Origin of the sequence: Zwartia sp., from assembly GCF_049655405.1 — a bacterium.
GTDB lineage: Bacteria > Pseudomonadota > Gammaproteobacteria > Burkholderiales > Burkholderiaceae_B > Zwartia.
This window is the reverse complement of the sequence record NZ_JBASJR010000002.1, coordinates 1-23,198: the sequence shown is the minus strand read 5'-3', so window position 1 is coordinate 23,198 and position 23,198 is coordinate 1. Positions and strand designations below refer to the sequence as shown.

Sequence of the window (23,198 nt, the reverse complement as noted above, 5' to 3'; positions counted from 1 at the left end):
GAGGCTGTTGAGGACTAACGGCACGCGACCACCTTGCGTATTTGCGAAAACATAGCGATGAGATCCTGTTGGCAGGTGGCTGTCGAGAAGAGCCAGGTCAAGCATATGTTGGAGGATTGTGGGTGCTTGATGTGCCCAGTAGAGAGCGAGTGGTTGAGCTGATTGAGTCAGATCCGTATTATTCGCTTGATCGTCGAAGTTACAAGATACGTACTTGGGGTAAAGCGTTTGATGACTTGGCTGTCACACTCTGATTATTTCAGGGTTCGATAACAAGACCCGCGAGGTTTTGTCCTTTTGAAAGGACATTTCTAACCTATAAGCCATGAACCATGTGTGCGTTGATAGTTGTCGTTTAAAACAACGTTCATTAACCGTCCCGTAACTAGACGCTCGTACTAAACGTCCTTTCAAAAGGACAAAACCTGACATTCCACCCCTCAAAACCCAATCAAGCCAATTGCCCAGCAGCCATAGTTGCAGTCAATTTGGAATAATGCCGTTCGATCATCAACACGCTATTTCCCATCTGCCGTGCCAGAGTGTGAATGTCGGTCGAATTTTCCAGCAATTCCAACGTGGCGTAGGTATGTCTTAGTGAGTACAGCGTCCTGACCAGACCATTCGCATCCCTCAATAATCCCGTATCTTTCAATAATCTCTTAAACATGCCATCTATACGTGCTGGTTGATGCAGATCACTAGTACGGAATACCAGTTGCGAGCAATTGCTGGTCAATAACTGCTCAAAGTCCATGCCAGCAATATCACTTTGCCGTGCATGTAATCGTCTAAGCGCATCCGCAGCGGCATGTTTGGCAATGAGCCAACACCCCCCAGTTTTGCCATCAACCCATATACGCAAATTCTTAACGCCCTTGTCCGTATGCCAACCTACATGCTGCCAGCGGATACCCAGTGCTTCCGTGCCATGCCGCATGCCTGTATAAAACAGCATTTCCACGTAGTCACGTAATAGTGGGCGTGTGATCTTCTCAAGAGCTAGTCTGCCCTGACCAGTCCATTCAGGCATTGCTGCGAGTATATGGTCAATCTCTGCTCTACTAAAAGCTGGTCTGGTGACACTTTTAATTCCAATAGTCTTTAGCTTGGGTATCTTGGCGTTAGGGCTAATCCAGCCATGTCGTACTCCAGTTTCGCGTAGACGATTCCAAGCCGACGCGAAGTTCATCAGCGTGGATGCACGAGGCCGCTTCGCCATTTGCCTGTCACGCCACACTTCAAAGTCCACAACATCTTGATGGGTTAGTTGTTCGAATTGCCTATCGCCGAAGTAGGGCAGGAAGTAGCGTTCAATACAACTGACATAGCTATCAGCCGCAGTTTTACCTCGGGCTGCATCTATTTGCCGTCTTCATTCTTCCAGTGTGACAGCAGCAATTTGTGCAAAGCTGTGTGCATTGTGTGCTAAGCCCAGTCTCTGGCGAAATCTGGCAAGGTCATAGGCTTCACAGGCAACTTCAACAGCCAGTTCAAGTGATGCTTTCTTAGTGCTTTGTCTATGCCAACGACCATTTTTAATGCTATAGCGGAATTGCCATAGTGGACTATCGGGACGACGAAACACAACGACATCACCGTCCCGTAACTGGACACTTGATGGTTGTGCGTATTGGAGGCGGGCTAGGGAAGAGCGATCGTGGGTAGGTGAGGGGACTAGGACGAGATTTTGTAGGTTATCTCGTCTGCGGGACATTAGCTGTTGGATATGGTTTTGTTCATATCGCTATTTTAATTTCGGATTTTTAGATGGTCGACCTGATTTTGTGTTGAGTGTGGAGTTGATATGTCGTGTAACACGACAGTTTTGATTCAACCGTCCAGTAACTAGACGCTACCAGCCGACTCTATAACAAGTATTCGAGCCTGTCCTATTGGATGAGCCACATGTTCGGTGCCAATGGATGCATAGAAAATATCGCCTGTATCCAGAACTGTGGATTTTTCTTGTCCATCGATTCGATATTTCATCTCAACTCGACCATCCAACACAGCAAAAATCTCTTCACCGTCATTGATGTGCCAATTGTATGGCTTATCAGTCCAGTGCAGGCGTATGGTGATGCCGTTCATGCTGGCAATATCTAAAGCTCCCCATGGGCGATCAGCAATGAATTCTTTGCTTCGGATAATTTTCATCGTTTGGTCATTAGTGACTAAGTAATTGAGTTGTACTGGCGTTTCACTTCACAAATCTGAACAGAGTAAGACTCGTACCAGTTCTTTTTTCCAAGTTCTTGAGCGATTAAATGATCAGAGTGCTGTTTCCAGGCGCGAATTTTGTCTTGATCAGGCCAATACTGTTGATAATCGTTTGAATTTGACCCATTTAGTGCATTAGTTCTCACTCAAAATTGACCCATGTGATTGAATGTCCTGCTCAGGGATTGAGCAGGAGAATTTGGAGTGATCACAGTGGGCATCCAAGCTGCAACATGGACTAGTTGAGTGACTAAGTTACTTGTGGCACCATGTTGCGCATGACCCGTCAATCCCGCCCTCTTTCTAAATCGGCACCACCCGGCCAAGCACCAGCCTCACTCAATGAAGAAGCCTATCGGCGCATTGAAGAGATGATCGTGACCCTTGAGCTTGCGCCAGGTAGCGTGGTGTCGGAGGCCATGCTCAGCGATCGCATTGGTATTGGTCATACCCCGATTCGAGAGGCCTTGCAACGCCTCGCCCGAGAACATCTGGTTCAGATTCTCCCGCGACGTGGTGTTGTGGTGACCGCCATAGATGTAGGCCATCAACTGCAGATTCTGGAGACGCGACGAGAGCTCGACCGTCTGATTGCTCGTTCTGCAGCCAGCCGCGCCAACGCGTCAGAACGTGATGCGATGACAGACATTGCGCAGAGCATGGAGACAGCAGTGAAGTCCGGCGACCTAGTGGCTTTCCTGCAATGGGACAACGAAATGAACAGGCAAGCTGCACTCAGCGCCCGCAATATGGTGGCGGCTTCGGCCGTGGCGGCCCTGCATTCGGCTTCGCGGCGTTTCTGGTTTTACCACCACCATGGCCAAGCCAACGCGACGCTGCGTCTACACGTGGCCCTGGCAAGAGCGATCGCCTCTGGCAAGCCTGAAAAGGCTGCAGAGGCCAGTGATCGCCTGATTGACGATCTTTTTGACTTCGCTACCAGGACCCTGATCACCCGCACTTGACATCTGGTATGCCAGTCACATACCATGAACTCCTGTTCAAGGAGTTTACCTGTGCGCCTCACCCATCAGCAAGTCGAAGCCTATAACCGTGATGGATTCCTCGTCCTTGCGGACCTCTTTTCAGCTGCTGAGGTAGCTGCCATGCGAGCTGAGCTCGGACGGGTTCAAGCGATAGATACCGATCATTTGGTCCGTGAGAACGGTAGCCACATCGCCAAGACCATTTACCGCGTTCACGAAGCAGACGGCCCAACGGCTTCGCCAGTTTTTCATGCCGTCTCGCGTTCTCCGCGGATGCTAGAGCCCGCTCAGGACCTGCTCTGCGATCAGCGGCTCTACATCCATCACACCAAATGCAACCTGAAGACCGCAATTGACGGTTCGGTGTGGGCATGGCACCAAGACTACGGCACCTGGAAGCGCGATGGTATGCCTGAACCACGTCCAACAACGGCCTTGATCATGCTTGACGAGCCAACCGAAATGAATGGCTGCCTCTACTTCATTCCGGGCAGTCACAAGGAGGGCAGCTTGGAGCCTGAGTTCAACGACGCCACAGGCTACAAGTTTTATGTCACGCCAAAAGAAAAGCTGCTCGAAATCATGGCGCGAAGCCCTGAACCGATTCCGATAGTTGGCAAGCCTGGCACAGTGGTTTTTTTCGACTGCAACATCCTGCATGCATCGGGACACAACTTATCCCGACACAACCGCTGGGCGATTTATGTGGTCTATAACCCGGTCGAGAACCAGTGTCGCAATGTTCCTAACCCTCGACCTGATTACGTGCGATCTGTTAACACGAATCCACTCATGGTCGGAAGCGACAACATCCTTGCATCCACCAACATGGTGCAGGAGGCTTGATGAAGATTCGCCATCAACGTGTCCTGAGCGATGAGCAGATCAGGGACTATCACGAAACCGGTTACCTCAATATTCGTCAAACACTGGATCCCGCATTGCTAGCGAGGCTCATCGCCACCACAGAGCGACTCTACGACGAGGGCCGTTCACTCAAGCAAAAGACCAAACATTACGATCTGGAACCTGAGCACACTGTCCAGAATCCGCGCATTCGGCGAATTTCCAGCCCTACCGAACTGGATTCGGTGTACGTTGAAACCGCTTTCGATTCGATTCTGGGTGACATCGCTGCAGATCTGATCGGCGGGGCAGTCAAGTTTTACCACTCCAAGATCAATTTCAAGCTGCCCCACGGCGGCGCTGAGATCGGCTGGCATCAGGACTGGCCGGTGTTTCCGCATACCAACACCAATCTCGTGGCTCTGAGCGTGCCATTGAACGCATCACGCTCAATCAATGGCTGTCTCCAGACGATTCCCGGCAGCCACAAGCGTGGACCACGCAGCCATTGGGAAAACGGCATCTACAAACTCAATTGCAACCACACGATGACCCCCGAAGACTACACGAATGTGGTCGATAACGAGTTGGACGTCGGAGACGTGGTGGCACACCACGGCCTTGCGGTACACGGTTCCAGTCAAAACCGATCAGATACCTTGCGCACGACCTACATCATCCAGTACGCTGCCGCGGACGCATTCGCCTACACCGCACCAGTTGTAGACAGCACTCATCGCAACCAGATGGTCAGGGGCGAGCCAGCGACTCACGCACGCGTGGAAGCTGGTGTGATCGAGTTACCGCCAGATTTTTCAGCCGGATACTCCGGCATTTATGCACTGCAGACAGCGGGTAAGAACTAGCGATTCTTCCGCCAGGCTGTCAGTGTCAATGAGGTGTTCAACAGCTACCAGGTCCGCACCGTGCAGGGTGGGCGGGCCGTCTTGCTGGTCGAAGGCACCGCATCTTTGCGGGCCGTGGAGAACGGCGTCCGGCGTTCCCAAGAGCAGCTCACGGCGAAGGCCACGCCTCTGATGGCAGGCATGACCCGCTTGAAGGAGTTCTGATGTCAGACCTGTTGATAATCGTTTGAATTTGACCCATTTAGTGCATTAGTTCTCACTCAAAATTGACCCATGTGATTGAATGTCCTGCTCAGGGATTGAGCAGGAGAATTTGGAGTGATCACAGTGGGCATGCTAGCTAAGATCAGGCGGATGTACTTCCGCGACAAACTCTCGATCCGAGAGATCACGCGACTTACCAACTTATCCAGAAATACGATTCGGCAATGGCTGCGACAGGCAGATATGTCGGAGCCTCAATATGCGGCTCGACCAACGAGAACCATTGTCGAGCCATACTTTGAGCAAATTCGTCAATGGCTTAAAACAGATAGTCATCGAGCTAAGCGTGACAGGCGTACCGCACGTGCCATGTTTAACGAGCTCAAGTCACAGGGTTATACAGGCAGTTATTTGACGCTTGTTCCATCACACCAATATGTAGAGATCCGATCGCCTCGTGTAGTAGCTTGGCAAGCTCAGCAATTTTCCTCAAGATGCGGATATTCTTAATTTTTAATGAAACTGCGTGTTTCTTGATTGTCTCTCGATGGGGCAAATCTTCTGGTAGTGCTAGTTCGCAGGCTTCCTCGGCCGTCGGCGCATACAGCAGCTCGATGTCGATCACCTTTTCTCTGTATCGCTGGTAAGTCTCTTTAGAATGCAATTCGACTTCATTGAAAATTAGAACAACCTTGCACTCCTTCTCATATTTCAGTTCTGAAATGAGCCCAAGGATCTCTTCTGGCTTGATACGCTCGGTGTTCAGGCGTTCAAAGTCATCTAAGCAAATGATCGTTTTTCGAATGAGGTGTGGCGCTAATGCTTCAAGGCCAATAGAGAGGTTTTTCAGGTACGGAACGTCCTTGAACTTTGAAAGTTGGTGACTCCAGCCCTTTATTGACTCCAAACCAAAGTCCACCCACTTTTTATTAGTGGTTCTTGAATCCCAATGCTCTCCCAGCGAACTGACTGCCGTAGTCTTAGCAAATATTGCTGTTCGGAGTTCGGCGATTGAGGAGATTCCGAAGAGTGAGACATAACAGTAGCTGGGCAACTTGCAGTTATTTTTATTCTGTAAGAGAAGTTGATTCCAAGCAAAAGTCTTGCCGACCCCCCAAGCTCCTTTTATTGCAAGTACCTCTGGTGTCTCACTATTTAAAAAACGTCTTGCAACAGTTTTGACGACGGCTGCGCTCATGTTTTTGCCCCTAAAGGATGTCATTCTGGACAATTGAGATTGAACAAAAGCGAAAATTCTCGCTCGTGGCACAACCATGAGCTTCAAACGATACAGCACTTATTCAATTAAAAATTTACAGTGAAGCGCTCAGCGTCAATGCTGGTTGAGTAAATTAAGAACAGTAAGTAATTAATTGAGACATTTCAGATCGGCTGGAAGTTAACCGCCCCGTGACTAGACGCTCGAGGTTTTTCCCGTGCAAAAGAACGGTTGCACAGCCGACCCTTTAATCGGTGGGTTTTTTGTTTCTGAATGGTTTGCCTCAGCAATTAACATCAAAAACCACTCTATTCGACACACGTATAAGTTGTTGGAAATAAAGGCGTTTTGCGTGTGCCAGATCGACAGAGTTCTCTGAAGTAATTCGAGAAGGAGAGGCAGAACATAAGATATAACTGCGAACGTACCCTTGGTAGCAAGTACTGTTTGGCACACGCAGATCGCCGGAAGCCCCGCGAACACTGGGGATGGCACAAAAGAAGAAGCCCAACCGAGAACGGTTGGGCTTCTGTATTTGGTGGTGGAAGCTGAAGTTATATATAAACTCGCTTCCTCAGGCGTGGATAGTACATGGCTTTACCTGCCTCTAATGAGCGATTTAAAGCGAATGGTAGTTATCACGCTGATTTCCGCACAATCCTCGTTTTTCAATTATTCGCATCTCCCTCTGATTAGTCCAGGCACACGCTTAGGGGCAGCGGTATAGCTGCACCACTTTCAACAATAAAGTACGATCTTTTGAATATCGGCTATAACTAAAAAAGTTGATACTCGCGGTGTATTTCATGCCTCGCCAGATGACGCTGTTTCGCCATGTACTATAAGCATGGGGTGAGGGTATTTTCTGGTACAGCGACGAACATTCACCCTGCGCGCCAAGGTACATATGCCCTTATCCTTCACATCGAAGTTTTAAGGGCATATGCAGCTTGGTCGACTCGGTAGTGTAAAAACTCTGCCTGAATGCCATCGGTATCGTTTTTACCCCATCCTTACTTGCCTACTGAGTGTTATGGCCTTATCTTCACTAAACAAGTCTTTGGCCATGCGCAGTCTTGATGCGGTATGGCACCCGTGCACACAGATGGCGCGTGCGCAGCAATTACCACCACTTCCAATAGTTCGTGGCGAAGGCCCTTGGTTATTTGACACCGAAGGAAGGCGCTATTTCGATGCCAACAGTTCTTGGTGGGTCAATCTGTTCGGTCATGCACAACCTGACATCAACGCAGCAATCAAATACCAACTGGACACGCTGCCGCATGTCATGTTGGCAGGCTGCACGCACGAGCCGGCAGTCCAGCTGGCCGAGAGGCTGAGCGCCCGCACAGGTGGGGCGCTTGGACATGCTTTCTTTGCCTCTGATGGTGCGAGTGCGGTTGAAATAGCGCTTAAACAAAGCTTTCATAGCTGGCGCAATCAGGGACAAATACTTCGGCGCGAATTTGTTTGCCTTAAGAACGGTTATCACGGCGAAACCATCGGTGCACTTGCCGTGACCGACGTTGCCATCTTCCGTGATGCCTATGATCCGCTGTTGATGCGTGCGCACATCGTCGAATCACCGGATAGCCGACTGAACAATGAGGATGCAGCGTTTTCTGCCTTGCGCAGCTTGCTCGACGAGCGTGGTGAGTACATTTCTGCGGTGATCGTGGAGCCGCTGGTTCAAGGGGCTGCCGGAATGGTCATGCACTCACCTGAGTACTTGCGCAAGGTGCGCGCGCTGACCCGTGAGTTCGGCGTTCACTTGATTGCAGATGAGATTGCGGTTGGTTGCGGGCGTACAGGAACCTTCTTTGCCTGGGAACAAGTTGACACTGAGCACTGGCCAGATTTCGTCACTCTTTCCAAAGGTATTACCGGTGGAACATTACCTTTGTCACTGGTATTGACTAACGAAACCGTCTACCGTGCATTCTGGAGTGAGGACGTGTCCCGAGGATTCCTGCATTCGCACTCCTACACAGGTAATGCACTGGCATGTGCTGCAGCGAATGCGGTCCTGGATCGATTTGATGCGGGTCAGATAGAAGCCAATCGTGTACAAGCCTCAACATTGACTGATGCATTTTCATCGTTCTCCAATCATCCCCGAGTCAAGAATTTCAGACAGCGGGGAATGATTCTCGCTTTCGATGTTACAGACTCTGGCGACCGGTTCAGTGAGCGCTTTCATTTGGCTGCACGACACCATGAGTTGTTGATCCGACCGATCGGTAGCACGGTCTACCTGATGCCACCTTACGTCATAGATCAAGCGACGGCGGATTTTTTGGCGCATACAGTGAGTGTTACCTTAAACGAGGTTCTGCATCATGCTGCTTGAGCATTTGACAAAGAAACTCGATGCTATAGCTGAGCAGCATTTAACCAGAGTGTTGCGCGCTGCAGAATCGCCGACATCACCCCATCAAAATGTTCGCATTGCAGATGGTGTCGGCCAGCAAAGGCTAATGTTTTGCTCAAACGACTATCTGGGATTGGCATGCCACCCACGTATTGCCGAAGCTTTGGCCGAAGGTGCGCAAATTTGGGCGGGTGGTTCTGGAGCCTCGCATTTGATCAGCGGACATACGCTGGCACATGAGCAACTTGAAAACAGGCTAGCCTGCTGGTTTTCCCCTCACATTCCGCGAGCTCGCGTTTTGAGCTTTAGTACGGGCTACATGGCCAATCTGGCGGTGACTACCGCCTTGGGAGACTCAGAGGCCGAGTTCTTTTCTGACGAACTTAATCACGCATCTCTGATTGATGGTATGCGCTTGGCCAAAGCGCCCATTCGTCGCTACTCCCATTGCAATGTAGCCGAGTTGCGCAATCTTCTGATGATCAGCACAGCGAAGGTCAAACTCATTATTAGTGACACCATTTTCAGCATGGACGGTGATATCGGTCCTTTGCCAGAGTTATTAGAGTTAGCTCAAAAGCATGATGCGTGGCTGATTCTCGACGATGCCCATGGCTTTGGTGTGCTGGGTGAGCTTGGACGAGGTGCTCTTGAACACTTTAACTTATCCAGTGAGCGCATCATTCTGGTTGGCACTCTGGGCAAGTCGGCTGGTCTGTCAGGAGCTTTTGTGGCTGCACACGAGCATGTCATCGAGTATTTGATTCAGGTGGCTCGCACCTACATCTTCACAACCGCCTCCTTGCCGGCAGTCAGCCATGCGATGCTGACAAGCCTCGACCTCATCGAGGGAGATGTTGGCCAACAACGCCGCAGACACCTATTGGTATTGCAAAACCAATTACGTGAAGGCTTGACCAACTTGCTGGATCGTCACGCCAATCTTGGTTGGCACTTGACCCATTCACCCACGCCAGTTCAACCCCTCATCGTTGGCTCAAACGACGTCACGATGATTTTGTCCTCCGAACTGGAAAAGGCAGGATTGCGTGTTCCAGGCATTCGTCCGCCTACGGTTCCTGAGGGACAAGCGCGATTACGCATCACTTTGTGTGCCACCCATACTGCAAGTGACATCGACCGACTGTTGCAGTCGCTGCAAGCGGCAGCGCGATACATGGAGAGCTCATGAGGGGATTTTTCGTTACGGGAACCGACACGGAAATTGGAAAGACCGCAATCACAGCTGGTCTGACCCATCTGGGGGCCAGTATAGGACTGCGCAGCGCAGCCATCAAACCACTGGCTGCGGGCCAGGATTTTGTGGACAATCGCTGGATCAACGAGGACGTACTACGTCTACGTGCGGCCTCCAATCTTGAGCTGACGGACGAACAGGTTGGGCCTTTGCAGCTGCGTACGCCTTGCGCGCCTCACATTGCGGCCAAACTCGAGGGGGTCATCATTAAACCCGAAGCGTTGCTTGCAGTCGTGCAGCAGACGCTGAATCTTTGTGACATCGGTTTCGTTGAAGGTGTTGGTGGTTTTCGAGTGCCACTTATCTCTGGCTGGGATACTGCTGACATGGCCGCAGATCTCCATTTGCCAGTCATTCTTGTGGTGGGCGTACGCCTTGGATGCATCAATCACGCTTTGCTGACCGCTGAGGCCATTTACTCACGTGGATTGAATTTGGCTGGCTGGGTTGCCAATACCGTTGATCCCTCAATGCTCTATATTGAAGATAATCTGGCTGCTTTGTCGACCGAACTAAATGCTCCTTGCTGGGGGCAGGTGCCTCGCTTGCAAAATCCCAATCCTGCGGCTGTTGCCGCTCATTTGAGCCTGAGCGCCTTGCGTCAGGCTATGGAAATCGTATGAACACCAATCAAATCAATACGCTGACATCGACGACTGATGCTGATCGCCTTAACACCAAACCGTGGACGGTTGATGAAGTGGCTGCATTGTTTGAGCTGCCGTTCAACGACCTGATCTTCCGTGCGCAGCAGATTCATCGAGAAAATTTTGACCCCAATGCGATTCAGCTCTCCACGTTGCTGTCCATCAAGACAGGGGGCTGTGAAGAGGACTGCAAATATTGCCCGCAATCCGCTCATTTCGATACTGGCCTGAAAGCCGAAAAATTACTTCCGCTTGATGAGGTTTTGGATGCGGCTCGTGCGGCCAAAGCCAGTGGAGCCACGCGCTTTTGCATGGGAGCGGCATGGCGCTCTCCCAAACAACGTCACATCGAACAGATTGGAGAAATGATAAGCGAAGTCAAAGCACTGGGGCTGGAGACCTGCCTGACCGCTGGCATGCTTGATGATGTGCAGGCTGATCAACTTAAGGACGCTGGGCTAGACTACTACAACCATAATCTGGACACTTCCCCCGAGTTCTATGGCCAGATTATTACGACCCGAACCTATCAGGATCGACTCGATACCCTTGGGCGTGTTCGAGATGCAGGGCTCAAAGTGTGCACCGGCGGCATTGTCGGTATGGGGGAAACGCGTCGTCAACGCGCCGGCTTGATTGTCCAGCTCGCTAACCTGGCTCCCTATCCTGAATCCGTGCCTATTAATAATTTGGTGCAAGTAGAAGGTACCCCGTTGGCAGGAACTCAGAGATTGGACCCATTTGAGTTTGTCCGCATGATCGCCGTTGCGCGTATCTGTATGCCACGATCCATGGTTCGATTGTCAGCAGGGCGGGAAGATATGCCAGAAAGCCTCCAATCCCTTTGCTTCCTGGCAGGCGCTAACAGCATGTTCTATGGTGATAGGTTGCTGACTACAAGCAATCCTCAGGCTGAGAAGGATCGCCTTCTCTTGAGCCGTTTGGGTATGCACTGTGCCACCGAAACGGGTAGCAAGCTGAAAGTCATCAACTAACCACCCGGTGAATCGTTGTGGCCGTTGATTGTGCGTGCATGACACCTATAACGGCCATCTGCTTACTGCGTAAGGAATAGTGTAGTTTTGCACGGAATTGAAATGGGTGATTCCATATAAAGGAGCAGAGAGAAATGTATTGGGTGGTGCTTCATATGCATCTAATGCAAATGCATTTGATGCAGAAAAACAAAATGCTACGAGCCCCATTTTTAAAAAAACCTTCATTGAGACTCGTGTCATTTTTAGTTCTCGGACAAATTGGATAGACCAATGATCACCCATTTTGAGTTTGACACTTCCTTATTTCGCCCATTTTGGGCGGATTTGCCCCTATGCGCTCCGCATCTGTACGAAAGTGGTCGGAAGAAGCTCAAGCCAATGGAGCAACGCTAAGCCTCGGACTTCCGCACGTTGATCGTTTTTATTTATTTACCTGTGACTCTAATTAGTTCAAGCATGTGCTTTGGAACAAGAGTGGAGAAAAGAACTCTAATTTTCGTTGGATTATTAACGAGAGTTTATGGCGAGTTTAGAAAGGCAACGCGACTGAATGATACGTAATATCGGAAAAGTTACCAGTCTTGATTAGAAAAAATTGTGCAAATTAAGGATACTTCGGACCAAATCGAAATTACTTCATCTCTGTAAATTGCGCAATCTCACAGCCACGTGTATTCACTAAATGAGTATCATATTGTTTTATTAATTTGGAATGATACCGCTGCTAGAAATGAGTCAATGACAAGCGGTTTACTAAAGACACATGAGATACTCTCCGATTTAAGATCCATGGGGTCGTAATTTGATACATTTCCACTACATAAAATAATTGGCAGACTTGGTTTTATTGTATGTATGTGTTTTGCGAGTTCAATTCCACTCATCTCCGGCATAGTCTGATCTGTTACTAATAAATCAATCTTATCCATATCTGTTTTAAATGCGCTTATTACTTGGTTAGGTTCAGAGAAACATCTAACCAGATAGCCGGCAGTTGTTAGAAATTCGTAGAGATAACCAACAATCGCAGGTTCATCATCAACGACCCAAATGCGTTGCCCATTGCCAAACTGATGCGTAAGTTGAGGTGTAAGAAAATTAATCTCGAGCCTGTAAATAATTCTGTGTAAGTTGCTAGCGGGTTAATCATTGGTGGTTGGCAAGCCGATCACCGAAATCCATTACAAATCTACTCAGTGCCATTTTCCAATTTTGGATCGGCATTGTCCACTTCTTTGACGCTTGTTCTATAGCAAGATAAATAACCTTTTTTGCCGACTCGTCGGTTGGGAATACTTTACGACGTTTCGTGGCCGCGCGGATAACGCTGTTGAGCGACTCGACTGCATTCGTGGTGTAGATCGCTTTACGTATTTCTGGCGGATATTCAAAGATCGTTCGCAAGTTCGGCCAATGCGTAGTCCAGGACTTTGAGATCTGAGGGTATGAGCCATCCCATGTCTGGCCGAAACGCTCAAGCTCGCTAAGTGCTTGATCTTCAGTTGTAGATTGATAAATTCGCTTCAGATCTGCTGTGACAGCCCGATAGTCTTTCCAGGATACGTACTTCAAGCTATTGCGCACCATATGAACGATACATAGTTGGATGCGGGTTTGTGGGTACTCGACTGCAATTGCATCTGGGAAGCCCTTGAGTCCGTCGACGCAGGCAATCAATATGTCTTGTACGCCACGGTTTTTTAGCTCTGTCAGAACAGAAACCCAGAACTTGGCTCCTTCGTTCTCGGACATCCATAGTCCTAGAAGATCTTTGTGACCGTCTATATTTACGCCCAGTGCCAGATAAATCGCTTTGTTGATGACTCGCATGCCATCGCGTATTTTGATCACGATACAGTCTAGATACACAATAGGATAAATGGCATCCAGTGGGCGCGACTGCCGGGCGGTGATCTGCTCAATAACTCGATCCGTAACCTTAGAGATCAGGGCTGCAGATACGTCAGCGTCATACATCTCTTTGAACGCATCGACGATCTCACGAGTTGTCAGTCCCTTTGCATAAAGCGTGAGAATCTGATCATCCATTTGTGTCAGACGGGTTTGGTTTTTGCGTAAGAGCTGTGGTTCAAACGTCCCGTCGCGATCGCGTGGCGTTTCGATCTCAACATCCCCGTGTTGGCTTTTTAACCGTTTGGGCGTTGTGCCATTGCGGGCATTGCCCTTGGCTGGCCGACTATCGCCATGTTTCTCATAACCAAGATGTTCGGTTAGTTCTGCGCTGAGCGCCGTCTCTACCGTTAGTTTAAGAAGCTCTCGGGACAGGGCGTTTAGGTCAGCCTCAGTCTTAATATCTTTAGCCAGTTCGTTGGCCAATGCTTGAAGTTTGGTACGATCCATTTGTGTGCCTAACATGACGGTTCCTCAAATAAGAGGTTAATAGGCCGCCAGAACTTACACAAATTAATTTACAGCCTCGCCGAATGGGAAGCAGTAAGACGACACGCTGAATATACTGAGTCGATACTTGGACGTTTCAAAGGGTTTGCAGAACTGGCCAGAATTTCCGCTGCACACCACGAACGCCTTGATGGCGCCGGGTACCCGCGAGGTTTAAAAGCTAACGCCATTGTGCAGGAAACACGCATCATCACAACTGCGGATATTTTTGATGCCATAACCGCTGAACGTCCTTACCGGAATGCAATACCATTAGATCAGGCACTAGACATTATGCGAAAAACCGTAGGAACTGCACTGGACCCCGATTGTTTTGATGCGTTGTGTTCCTGTGTGGGAGCGGGCGGCAGCATATCAACGGACACACGGGGTCGAACCTGACCGGCTTCAGCACAGCTGGTGGGTCAGTTTTGGGCGATCGCAAACAATTGACTATAAAACGCCACTCGTAACTTATTGATTTATATAGAGGGGCGGCGGCGCCTACCCGCAAGCCAATCGGAGAAAAGAGACAAAACCGGCATGAAATCTGCTTTTTTTGCTTTATTTCGGTCGATCTCATTCGCAAGCTCAACGCCCAGAACCCTGTATTTACTGGGTCTTGAGAGCAAAAAAAGGGCCGGAAATTATCTGGACTCCTTGCGGTTTGGTGGCCCGGGGCGGAATCGAACCAACCACACAAGGATTTTCAATCCCGTACTCACCGCGTTTCGACTATAGATTTCAAACGGTTAAATCATCCAACCAAAATGTCGCGCACAATTTGTGCTTATAAATCATGATGTTGGGGTAGGGCGTGAAAACTGTGAGCACAAATTGTGGCAGCGTTTGCGAAATTGCTCAAGCAAAAATGTGTAACGAAAAATTGGGCGGGCGCAGAGGAATTGGTTTGACCCTGTTTGTGTGTGCCGTATATTTCCCACACATCGCAGCCGCTTGTCGGTCACACCTGATATAGGTCGTCCAAAGGCAGCAATGGGCATAAACTCAGAGTAGCGACTTGAATTTCAATAAAATTCTTCGATCGGGGACCTCTCTGAGTCTTACCTTATCAAGTTCTGACCTTTGTTACCGAGATTCTTAACACCCCCACTGACTTGCTGAACAGCCTTGTCAATCTCTTTACCCGCCTTTTCTGCTGGGCCTTCTTGCTTGCATCCTGCAAGGCCCATGACAAATGACACGTAAAGGATAGTCAAAACTGACTTTCTTATTATTTTCAATTTGAATTTCCTTATGTATAGTGCAATTGTATACCCTGCAAGAGAGTGCCTACTATGATAATTATGAATAGCAAGGCTCGGAATATACCGACCCTTCTAGTTACACAAAACATAGCAAGAACAAGCATACCGCACCGTCAAAATGTATAGCCAAACATTAAAGGTGTAAGTGAAGAAGTTCTTTATGAGCAACAAAGCGAAAATAGAGTCGTCCGTTAAGGCATACAACTGTGGCTCTGACAATCTACTGATCAGAATGGTTATTCAGTTTCGCTGTGACATCGCGCTTGCCCATCTTGCGCACAGCAGAAATGGCTTCCAACTGACGTGCGCGGGGCTTCGTTTTGCCAGTTTCCCATTGGTAAACGCTCTGCGCTGAGACCTCGAGAAGCTTGCCCATTTCAGCAGCGCTGATTCCAAGCTTTTTGCGTAAAGCAGCAAAGCCTTTTGCGCGAAAGCGCAAACTAGCCCCTAAAACGTCCTCAGTTACTTGAACTGATTTTGAGCGGCTCGACTCCTTGGAGATTTTTTTAACAAGCAATTCTAGATAAGCAAGCCTTCGCTTCAGAGAGACGATTTCGCCACGGTTTGCTGCGAGCGTCTTTTTTAGCGATTGGGTCTCAGATTTGACTTCCTTTTTTGCGAGACGACTGACCTCGCCCTTGAATAGATTCGCAAATGTTGGCATTGAAGTTCCAAGATATGATGAACTGCGCATTATATCGATTGACTCAAACGTGTGAAGCACCTCAGGTCAATTATAGAGAGTCGAGTCAGCTGTATCATGCCCTCCTTAGCAGGACGCTCAAATACCATCATTTATAAATAGGCTGTGCCGCCACTTTACCCAAACGAGCAATTGGCTTAGGAGGCTCAAAAGCTACAGGTTTATTGTTATTTGGTGCGGGAAATACACGGCGAGGTTGCTGTTGTTGCGCTCGGGGCTGAACTGGCTGTGCGTTGTTTTTCACAGCTTTAGATGTCTGCTTCCTCTCAGGTGCTTTTTTATCGGATGCAGAAGCGGTATTAGGAGTGACTGCGGGTTTGGGTGCTGGTGGCATTGCTTTACGTGGACGAGGCTTACTAGCAGTAGTAGCAACACGTTGTTGTTTGGCAGCAGCTTCAGCCGCAGCCTCTGATGAAATTGCTGTCCAAGTCGAATCGATAATTCGTTTCAATAAATGCAACTGATCTTCAGCGCTAGTGACTTCTCGTATCAACATTTCAATCCCCTTTGTTGTATTTAAGCCTGAAGACCAGCAGGTACGGACTAGATCGGTTGTGTCCTTTCAAAAGGACACAATTTTAATCAAGCGTCCCGTTACTGGACGCTTGATTTTTTAACAAATAAAACCAGATCGTAGTGCTCGATTTGCAGCATCTACTAGCGCATCAAATTCACCTAATTACTCCTTTTGGAGCAAACAAAACAACAAGCCACATCAAGTAATTTTAAGTATTTTGAAGTTAATAATATGTCTCTTCATTAAGCAATAAATCTTAATTCGCAGTTATTCAGAGCGATCAGTCAAACGCAAGTCTTGATACGTTTTTCTTATCAGATAGGTTGGACGACGTTTGGCCTCCATATATGTACGTCCAACGTATTCACCAAGAATTCCTACACCAATGAGTTGTAGGCTTCCAAAGAACATAATCGCGACAAACAAAGACGCATAGCCCGGGACATCAACACCGAAAATCAATGTGCGAATAAAAATGAAAAATCCATACATGACAGTGATTAGAGCTCCCGCTACACCTATGTATGTCCAAAATCGTAGTGGTATGGTACTGAAGCTTGTGATTCCCTCTAGGGCAAAATTCCAAAGCTTCCAACCTGAAAACTTCGAAGTGCCGGCAAAGCGCGGTTGACGAACGTATTCAATAGTGACCGACTTGAATCCTACCCAAGCAAAAAGACCTTTCATGAATCTTTGCTTCTCAGGAAGTAATTTCAGAGCATCCACAACAACGCGCGTCATGAGTCGGCAGTCTCCAACATTCGTTGGAATTTTGATGTGAGAGAGTAAATTGTACGTGTCGTAGAATGCAGCTGCGCTCAATCTCTTGCTTAGGCTATCGCTTTTCCTGTCTGAGCGTTTAGCCAAAACGACATCTGCATCGCTATCCTCCCATGCCCGGATAAGCCTACCAATCAGAGATGGCGGATCTTGCAGATCAGAATCAAGAGGAATCACTAAGTCCCCAATCGCTGCATCTAATCCAGCAGACAAAGCTGCCTCTTTACCGAAGTTGCGAGACAACTCGATAATCTTGAAACGGTGATCTTTAAGGCTCAATGCAACAAGATGACCGAGCGTTCCGTCCTTACTCCCGTCATCAACACAAACTATCTCGAATTCATAATCGTTGAGCTGTTCTATCTCCTGAATCACACTTTCATAAAAATCGAAAACTCCTGCCTCTTCGTTATAAAAAGGACAGACTAAGCTGACTAGTAACTTGACATCCATATTCAAGTCTCCTGAGCCAAAATCAGACCGCTTTCTCTCGAGAGAGCTGTTGATACCGTCCATCGGGCGCATACATCACACGCATAGCCTAAGAAATAATTCATTGTTAAGCCCCACAAATAAGTCGATCAAAATCGTGCTTTGTAAAGCACGAACATTTAAGCTACAACTGAAGTGAGTACTCGTGGAGGACGTAACAAACCATCTAAAAATATATCAGGATGCATCTGCGAATTGGCATCTCTAATTGTTCTTGCCACCAGAACTGCATCCAACAATTGGAAACGGTCAGTTAAGTTTGAAGGATGAAAATTATCCTGCAGATGTTGATGACTCAACTCTGAAGTATCGATCTCAAAGTGAACTGAGTGGTCTTGATGATGATGGTGCTCTAGCGCTCGATCATGAGAAAAAACTTGATGGATTTGATCTATTGAATCATTCATAGCTCCGCCTACTGCACTCAATCCAAGTTGGCAGCTAAGCAGAACTATTAGCACGAATGAAATCAGTTTTTTCAAGTGAGCATCTTTACTGATCAGAGTAAATTAATTCCAAACGGCTTAAGCAAAATAACCATCAAAGAAAAACAAATGACAGTTAATAAAGCTGAGGCGCCCATTGCTCCCCAAAAACCCAGCTTATTCAAAATCCAAGGAAAAACAATAAACATAGGCAAAGTAGGAATCACGTACCAGAATGTGTAATAAGCGTGATTTGCAATTTTCTCTTGGCTTTGATTCTCAAAAAACATCCAAAAAAGAGTCAGGAATGTCACGAGAGGCAAGGCGGCAATAAAGCCGCCTAACCTATCACTACGTTTAGCCACCTCAGAAATCAAAACAACCAAACCTGCAGTGATGAAATACTTTGTCAGAATCCAAACCATGTTTAGCTCCAGCCAGAGCAACTTAGGTTGCTCTGGTACTTTACTGGTGATTATTTACCGGTATGGTTAGCCGCAATGAAATTGCCCGGTGGACTAAAGAACATGAAAAGATTGTTCTTTGTTTGATCTGGTGCATTTGGATTTGCGAAAGTTACCTTCCACTCCTTACCCTTTTTTCCGTCAATGTATTCTATTGACTCATGCTTGACTGGCGCCCAGCTTTTATCAAGCTTGCCACCTTTCACAAGGGTATCTTTACGTTGGGCAGCACACTGAGTAATCGTGGATTCTGCGGCAGGTTTTGATCCGTGAAAGTGACAGCCATCACCAGGGCCTGCGTTTGAGGCGAATGGAGCAAAAGTAAGAAGAGAAAAAATAATAGTGTTGATGAGTGATTTCATATTGATTCCTAGAATGTAGTTAAAGGGCGTTGCGACTGTTATCTGTGGTGTTTTGAATGTCCAGATCCTCGTGTACATGGCGATGTTCCTCAGTTGGAAATCTGAATGACTCGCCATTAACATCGTGCTGGTACCCATGAAGTTGAGCAAAAAGCAAATAAATGCCAGCGAGAATGAGTCCTAAGTTCGCTGCGTAGCTGAACTTCCCAAAGTGCGAAGTTTTTCTCCAGATTGACAGAACAGCTACCATGACTGCCAGTGCTAAGATCTGACCCAATTCAACGCCTAAGTTAAAGCTCAATATTCTTAGAATCATGTGAACGGGATCATCACCAAGTGGTAGTTGTTGAAGGCGTGTTGACAAGCCAAAACCATGCAACAAGCCAAAAGCAAACACCATCTTGATTAAGTTGGGTGACGACATGTTGAAATGGCGCTGGAATCCACCGTTATTGTCAAAACCCTTGTAGATCACGCTAACGGCAATGATTGCGTCAACTAACCAGAAATTCCAAGTGATTTTGAAGTAAGTGGCAAAGATTAATGTGATGCAGTGTCCAATCGTAAAGACTGTGACAAACTTCACAATGTCCTTGAAGTTAGTTAGAAAAAATACAACGCCCAGCAAAAAAAGAAGATGGTCATACCCAGTCAGCATGTGACTGGCACCAAGCATGATGTATTGGATATAACCACCATCCAACATTCGCTGTTTATCTTCATCGCTGATGCCGTGCGCAAAAGCAATAAGCGGCAAAAGAGCGAGCAACAGCACCCCAAGACGCTGGGGAGAGATGTATCTCATTTAAATTCCTCAATTAGTCAATAGGAAAGCATCGGACATAGTTGTCCGAAAATTCGACTGCCTAGACTAGTTTGCGAGGAGGGCGTAATAGACCGTCTAAAAAGACGCTGGGAGGTTCTTGAGGGTTAAAGGCTATTAACAACTCAACAATTGATGTGGGAGGGAGTGCGTCTGAATCAGGGACCAGAGCAGAAGATTGAAAATGATCAGTTACATGCTGATGAGCTGCGTCACCACCGCCATGATCAAAATGTGTTGCGAAAGCGTCGTGGTGGTGATGATCGATTGATTGATCATGAGAAAAAGCTTGATGAACCTCGTTGGACGCATAATTGAAACTTTCAAAAGCTGTAGCCAACGACAGTTGGCAGCTTAAAAGAATCGCAACAAAGGTTGAAAAAAAGCTCTTCATTCCGTCATTATAAGATGGATCTCACATGATTTTCAAAGGAATTTTCTTATGAAAATCAAATATCATGTGTTAAGTTTGCTTTTTAATGTCAATACATCAGGAAATTTTGTCAACCGTTTTCTAATACCCAGTAAATAATAGGGATTAGGAAACTATCTTCTTTTCTCATGACTTCTACCAACAAAGCAAAAGTGCTGAGTCAAGCGTCCCGTTACAGGACGCTTGACCTCAACGTTTGAACCCAGAGCGTAGTGCACCGCTGGCAGCTTCGATTTGCGCATCAAGTTCGCCAGCTTCCACAGCTTGCTTGATCACTTGCAAAGTACCTACAAGATGGTCTGCTGCACCAACTTCCACGGTGCTTTTGCCCTTGGCTAATTCCAACTGTTTTGCACCATAGCGAACAGTTAGGCAAATCTTCCCATCTACATTCGTCCACCACATGGGGCGTACACGTCGCTGAATCTCAATGGTCTTGCGACTGCCATCTTCACTGGCAACAGTTTTGAAACGGTTGGTCGTGTATGTCTCACCCTGCTGTTGGGCAAGTGCCAACTGGATTTGATCAGCAAGTTTGCCTGACAGCTTATTGCGGCGGATTTGTATGGGTGCTAATGCAGCTGTACGCTTTGTATTGCTTAACTTCAAGTTTGCGAGTGCGCTCATTTTGATTCCTTATTTCTACGTTTGGGAATCAATACATTATTTGTTGAGTTCAAAACTGAAGTGCAACACTAACCCTGAGGTACTGTGTTGCGATGAATACCAAATACAAACATCTTTTGGCAGGAATGCAATAAAAAGCTGGCTCGTTGCGATTAAGAATGGCTACAGCTGAGCCTTCGCCAGAGGCAACAGTGGCGATAGGATTACGCTTGAGTTCTGAGATGCTTGCAGTGATGTCTGCCAAAATCAGATGTGCCATGATTTTTGCGCTGTAAATAGAGGCTATGTGTGTGCTTATATTAGTGCTCATGGTGTCAACAAACAATCAAAGATAATGTGATTGGGGTGGTGTTCAGTCCGATACATCCAGTTACAAGCCCACAAAAGCAAAAACCCCAGCGCGAACGCAGGGGTTTCTATAGTTTCAGTGGTGGTGGGGTGGGGACCAAGTAAAAAGATTGGTAGTTCAAGGGCTTAATGTAATTAGTAATTATTGTTAACTAGTGAGGGCTTAGCCGTTTCAGGCTGGCGAGCCAGTTCGATGAAAGCACGCACGTAATCTATAACTGTGTCCGCTTCGCGTGCTCCTAAGAATATCTGTTTGGCGATGCCGCGTGCGCCCAGCCGCACCGGAACCACATCCATCTTTGCTGCGTATCCCTCGACAAGCCAGCGAGGCAGAGCGGCTACGCCGCGACCGCTGGCCACCATCTGCAGCATGATGTCGGTGGTTTCGATGGCTTTGTGGCGCTTCGGAGTGATCCCGGCTGGCAACAGGAATTGGTTGTAGATGTCCAAGCGTTCGATGTCCACTGGGTAGCTGATGAGTACCTCTCGGTTCAATTGCTGGGGTTTTACATAGGCTGCCGAAGCCAACGCATGGTCTTTGCCCACTACAAGTACTTGCTCGTAGTCGAACACAGGTTCGAACTTCAAACCCGGTTTATAGAGTGGGTCGGGGGTGACGAGCAGGTCGATTTCGTAACCGAAAAGTGCGCCAATCCCGCCAAACTGGAATTTTTGTTTGACGTCCACATCCACGTCGGGCCATGCGGTCAAATAGGGTGAAACCACCTTGAGCAACCATTGGTAACAAGGGTGGCACTCCATGCCGATGCGTAGCGTACCTCGCTCGCCCTTCGCAAACTGTTCAAGGTGCTCTTCGGCTAGGTCCAGGAGCGGTAGCACCCGATTTGCTACTGTAAGTAGATACTGACCGGCTTGTGTCAGACGCAGACTTCGTCCTTCTCGTAACCAAATGTCGGTGCCCAGTTGCTGCTCAAGTTTCTTCACGGTGTGGCTTAGAGCCGACTGGGTCAGGTGCAGCATGCCCGCAGCAGCAGTCAGCGAGCCTTGTGTCTCGACCTGTTGAAGGATTCTTAAATGAATGCGCTCGATCATTTGAATGATTATTTTTCATGGATATATGAGATATAACCATTTTACTTCATGAGTTGTGGAGTCTAGCATATCAATCATTGCTTCTGTTTTATCTTTGATTGGTAACGAAAATGACACATCCTCTTCGTGTAGTAGCGGTTTCTGGTGGACTACAAAGCCCTTCCAAGTCTGTAGCCTTGGCCGAGCACATATTGGGTTTAATCGCTGAAGAAATCTCAAGCGAAGAACATATGGTTGAACTTGGGCAACTCGCACCGCTGCTTGCTGGAGCGATCTGGCGAACTCAATTGCCAGAGGTAGTTGAGCGCAAGCTTGCTGTTGTCGAGCAAGCTGATATGTTAGTGGTCGTAACGCCGGTCTACCGCGGTTCCTACACTGGACTCTTCAAGCACTTCTTCGATTTTATTCATCAGGACGCCTTGATCGATAAGCCGATTTTGTTGGCTGCTACCGGTGGCAGCGAGCGCCATGCATTGGTGATCGAGCACCAGTTGCGGCCGCTTTTCAGTTTCTTCCAGGCCCGCACGTTGCCATTAGGCATTTATGCGACTGACAAAGATTTTGTCGACTACCGAGTGCAGGACGCCGCCCTGATCGAGAGGATCACACTGGCGTTGCAACGAGCAAAACCAGTGCTGGAGTTGACGCGCAAAGCCAAGCACTCTTTGGTCGAGCAATTCGCTGTGGCTTGAAACAGAAATCGGCCTTTTCTAATCCTTTTAAATATTCAAAAAATTAAATCACAATGAACCAAGAAATTATTTTTAAACTGAAAAGTATTTGCTTCGATGAGAACTATTCTCCATCGGACAGTACGCGTCTCACCACGAATTTTGCCAATTTGGCACGAGGCACGAGTCGGCAACTGAATTTGCGCAACACATT

At 47.9% G+C, this 23,198-nt stretch carries 27 protein-coding genes and 1 pseudogene; 11 read left to right on the top strand and 17 right to left on the bottom strand.

Going from position 1 to position 23,198, the window contains the following annotated elements; translation table 11 throughout:
* Positions 1-35: 35 nt before the first annotated feature.
* Positions 36-254, top strand: a pseudogene (locus WBJ47_RS01285) (YciI family protein); the annotation flags it as partial.
* A gap of 197 nt (positions 255-451) precedes the next feature.
* On the opposite strand, the gene WBJ47_RS01280 reads toward WBJ47_RS01285, so the two are convergent.
* From WBJ47_RS01280 to WBJ47_RS01270, 3 genes are all read right to left on the bottom strand, one after another.
* Complete coding sequence (locus WBJ47_RS01280) at positions 452-1,192, bottom strand: site-specific integrase (RefSeq protein ID WP_422243237.1); 741 nt, start codon at positions 1,190-1,192, stop codon at positions 452-454.
* A gap of 183 nt (positions 1,193-1,375) precedes the next feature.
* Complete coding sequence (locus WBJ47_RS01275) at positions 1,376-1,588, bottom strand: hypothetical protein (protein WP_422243236.1); 213 nt, start codon at positions 1,586-1,588, stop codon at positions 1,376-1,378.
* A 260-nt stretch (positions 1,589-1,848) separates the two neighbouring features.
* Positions 1,849-2,160, bottom strand: a complete 312-nt coding sequence (locus WBJ47_RS01270; RefSeq protein ID WP_422243235.1) for a cupin domain-containing protein — start codon at positions 2,158-2,160, stop codon at positions 1,849-1,851.
* Between the two features lie 341 nt (positions 2,161-2,501).
* Here WBJ47_RS01270 and WBJ47_RS01265 point away from each other — a divergent pair, with 341 nt between their 5' ends.
* Genes WBJ47_RS01265 through WBJ47_RS01255 form a run of 3 tightly spaced genes read left to right on the top strand, consistent with a single transcriptional unit; the run spans position 2,502 to position 4,921 of the window.
* Positions 2,502-3,188, top strand: coding sequence for a GntR family transcriptional regulator (locus WBJ47_RS01265; protein ID WP_424585281.1), 687 nt, complete (start codon positions 2,502-2,504; stop codon positions 3,186-3,188).
* Between the two features lie 51 nt (positions 3,189-3,239).
* Positions 3,240-4,055, top strand: a complete 816-nt coding sequence (locus tag WBJ47_RS01260) for a phytanoyl-CoA dioxygenase family protein (RefSeq protein WP_422244024.1) — start codon at positions 3,240-3,242, stop codon at positions 4,053-4,055.
* Positions 4,055-4,921, top strand: a complete 867-nt coding sequence (locus tag WBJ47_RS01255; protein WP_422244023.1) for a phytanoyl-CoA dioxygenase family protein — start codon at positions 4,055-4,057, stop codon at positions 4,919-4,921. The genes WBJ47_RS01260 and WBJ47_RS01255 overlap by 1 nt, the downstream gene beginning before the upstream one ends.
* Positions 4,922-5,507: 586 nt before the next feature.
* Here the strand turns inward: WBJ47_RS01255 and WBJ47_RS01250 are convergent.
* Positions 5,508-6,323: a P-loop NTPase fold protein gene (locus tag WBJ47_RS01250; RefSeq protein WP_422244022.1), complete on the bottom strand. Its 816-nt coding sequence runs from the start codon at positions 6,321-6,323 to the stop codon at positions 5,508-5,510.
* Positions 6,324-7,377: 1,054 nt separating this feature from the next.
* On the opposite strand from WBJ47_RS01250, the gene bioA reads away from it, so the two are divergent.
* Genes bioA through bioB form a run of 4 tightly spaced genes read left to right on the top strand, consistent with a single transcriptional unit; the run spans position 7,378 to position 11,615 of the window.
* Positions 7,378-8,694 carry an adenosylmethionine--8-amino-7-oxononanoate transaminase gene (gene bioA / locus WBJ47_RS01245; RefSeq protein WP_424585280.1) on the top strand — a complete coding sequence of 439 codons (1,317 nt, stop codon included), beginning with the start codon at positions 7,378-7,380 and terminating at the stop codon, positions 8,692-8,694.
* Entirely contained in the window at positions 8,684-9,907 is a 1,224-nt protein-coding gene (locus WBJ47_RS01240; protein ID WP_422243116.1) for an aminotransferase class I/II-fold pyridoxal phosphate-dependent enzyme, read from the top strand. The genes bioA and WBJ47_RS01240 overlap by 11 nt, the downstream gene beginning before the upstream one ends.
* Positions 9,904-10,596, top strand: a complete 693-nt coding sequence (bioD, locus tag WBJ47_RS01235) for a dethiobiotin synthase (protein ID WP_290199004.1) — start codon at positions 9,904-9,906, stop codon at positions 10,594-10,596. The genes WBJ47_RS01240 and bioD overlap by 4 nt, the downstream gene beginning before the upstream one ends.
* Positions 10,593-11,615, top strand: a complete 1,023-nt coding sequence (bioB, locus tag WBJ47_RS01230) for a biotin synthase BioB (RefSeq protein ID WP_422243115.1) — start codon at positions 10,593-10,595, stop codon at positions 11,613-11,615. The genes bioD and bioB overlap by 4 nt, the downstream gene beginning before the upstream one ends.
* Before the next feature lie 692 nt (positions 11,616-12,307).
* Here the strand turns inward: bioB and WBJ47_RS01225 are convergent.
* On the bottom strand, positions 12,308-12,670 hold the full coding sequence (locus tag WBJ47_RS01225; RefSeq protein WP_422243121.1) for a response regulator: 363 nt from the start codon (positions 12,668-12,670) through the stop codon (positions 12,308-12,310).
* Between the two features lie 94 nt (positions 12,671-12,764).
* A complete protein-coding gene (locus WBJ47_RS01220; RefSeq protein ID WP_422243120.1) occupies positions 12,765-13,979 on the bottom strand; it encodes an IS256 family transposase in 1,215 nt (404 codons plus the stop codon).
* Between the two features lie 39 nt (positions 13,980-14,018).
* Here WBJ47_RS01220 and WBJ47_RS01215 point away from each other — a divergent pair, with 39 nt between their 5' ends.
* Complete coding sequence (locus WBJ47_RS01215) at positions 14,019-14,420, top strand: HD-GYP domain-containing protein (RefSeq protein ID WP_422243119.1); 402 nt, start codon at positions 14,019-14,021, stop codon at positions 14,418-14,420.
* A gap of 1,086 nt (positions 14,421-15,506) precedes the next feature.
* On the opposite strand, the gene WBJ47_RS01210 is transcribed toward WBJ47_RS01215, so the two are convergent.
* The 11 genes from WBJ47_RS01210 to WBJ47_RS01160 all read right to left on the bottom strand — a co-directional run bounded on the left by WBJ47_RS01210 (position 15,507) and on the right by WBJ47_RS01160 (position 22,313).
* Positions 15,507-15,950 (bottom strand): helix-turn-helix domain-containing protein, encoded by a 444-nt coding sequence (locus WBJ47_RS01210; protein WP_422243114.1) that lies wholly within the window; start codon positions 15,948-15,950, stop codon positions 15,507-15,509.
* Positions 15,951-16,077: 127 nt separating this feature from the next.
* Entirely contained in the window at positions 16,078-16,485 is a 408-nt protein-coding gene (locus WBJ47_RS01205; protein WP_422243113.1) for a hypothetical protein, read from the bottom strand.
* A 288-nt stretch (positions 16,486-16,773) separates the two neighbouring features.
* The gene (locus tag WBJ47_RS01200) at positions 16,774-17,739 is read right to left on the bottom strand and encodes a glycosyltransferase family 2 protein (protein ID WP_422243112.1); all 966 of its coding nucleotides are present in this window, start codon (positions 17,737-17,739) and stop codon (positions 16,774-16,776) included.
* Positions 17,740-17,897: 158 nt separating this feature from the next.
* On the bottom strand, positions 17,898-18,260 hold the full coding sequence (locus WBJ47_RS01195; protein ID WP_422243111.1) for a hypothetical protein: 363 nt from the start codon (positions 18,258-18,260) through the stop codon (positions 17,898-17,900).
* Positions 18,261-18,277: 17 nt separating this feature from the next.
* Positions 18,278-18,628: a DUF3147 family protein gene (locus WBJ47_RS01190; RefSeq protein WP_422243110.1), complete on the bottom strand. Its 351-nt coding sequence runs from the start codon at positions 18,626-18,628 to the stop codon at positions 18,278-18,280.
* A gap of 50 nt (positions 18,629-18,678) precedes the next feature.
* Positions 18,679-19,029, bottom strand: a complete 351-nt coding sequence (locus WBJ47_RS01185; RefSeq protein ID WP_422243109.1) for a DUF6488 family protein — start codon at positions 19,027-19,029, stop codon at positions 18,679-18,681.
* Between the two features lie 19 nt (positions 19,030-19,048).
* On the bottom strand, positions 19,049-19,834 hold the full coding sequence (locus WBJ47_RS01180) for a HupE/UreJ family protein (protein WP_422243108.1): 786 nt from the start codon (positions 19,832-19,834) through the stop codon (positions 19,049-19,051).
* Between the two features lie 61 nt (positions 19,835-19,895).
* On the bottom strand, positions 19,896-20,246 hold the full coding sequence (locus WBJ47_RS01175) for a hypothetical protein (RefSeq protein WP_422243107.1): 351 nt from the start codon (positions 20,244-20,246) through the stop codon (positions 19,896-19,898).
* A gap of 228 nt (positions 20,247-20,474) precedes the next feature.
* Positions 20,475-20,912 carry a DUF6641 family protein gene (locus tag WBJ47_RS01170; RefSeq protein ID WP_422243106.1) on the bottom strand — a complete coding sequence of 146 codons (438 nt, stop codon included), beginning with the start codon at positions 20,910-20,912 and terminating at the stop codon, positions 20,475-20,477.
* Positions 20,913-20,961: 49 nt separating this feature from the next.
* Positions 20,962-21,171 (bottom strand): hypothetical protein, encoded by a 210-nt coding sequence (locus tag WBJ47_RS01165; protein WP_422243105.1) that lies wholly within the window; start codon positions 21,169-21,171, stop codon positions 20,962-20,964.
* A gap of 224 nt (positions 21,172-21,395) precedes the next feature.
* Complete coding sequence (locus tag WBJ47_RS01160; protein ID WP_422243104.1) at positions 21,396-22,313, bottom strand: LysR family transcriptional regulator; 918 nt, start codon at positions 22,311-22,313, stop codon at positions 21,396-21,398.
* 110 nt (positions 22,314-22,423) lie between these two features.
* On the opposite strand from WBJ47_RS01160, the gene msuE reads away from it, so the two are divergent.
* Both msuE and WBJ47_RS01150 read left to right on the top strand, forming a co-directional pair.
* Positions 22,424-23,005 carry an FMN reductase gene (gene msuE, locus WBJ47_RS01155; protein ID WP_422243103.1) on the top strand — a complete coding sequence of 194 codons (582 nt, stop codon included), beginning with the start codon at positions 22,424-22,426 and terminating at the stop codon, positions 23,003-23,005.
* A gap of 53 nt (positions 23,006-23,058) precedes the next feature.
* The coding region (locus WBJ47_RS01150; protein WP_422243118.1) for a putative oxygenase MesX at positions 23,059-23,198 on the top strand (140 nt) is incomplete at its 3' end.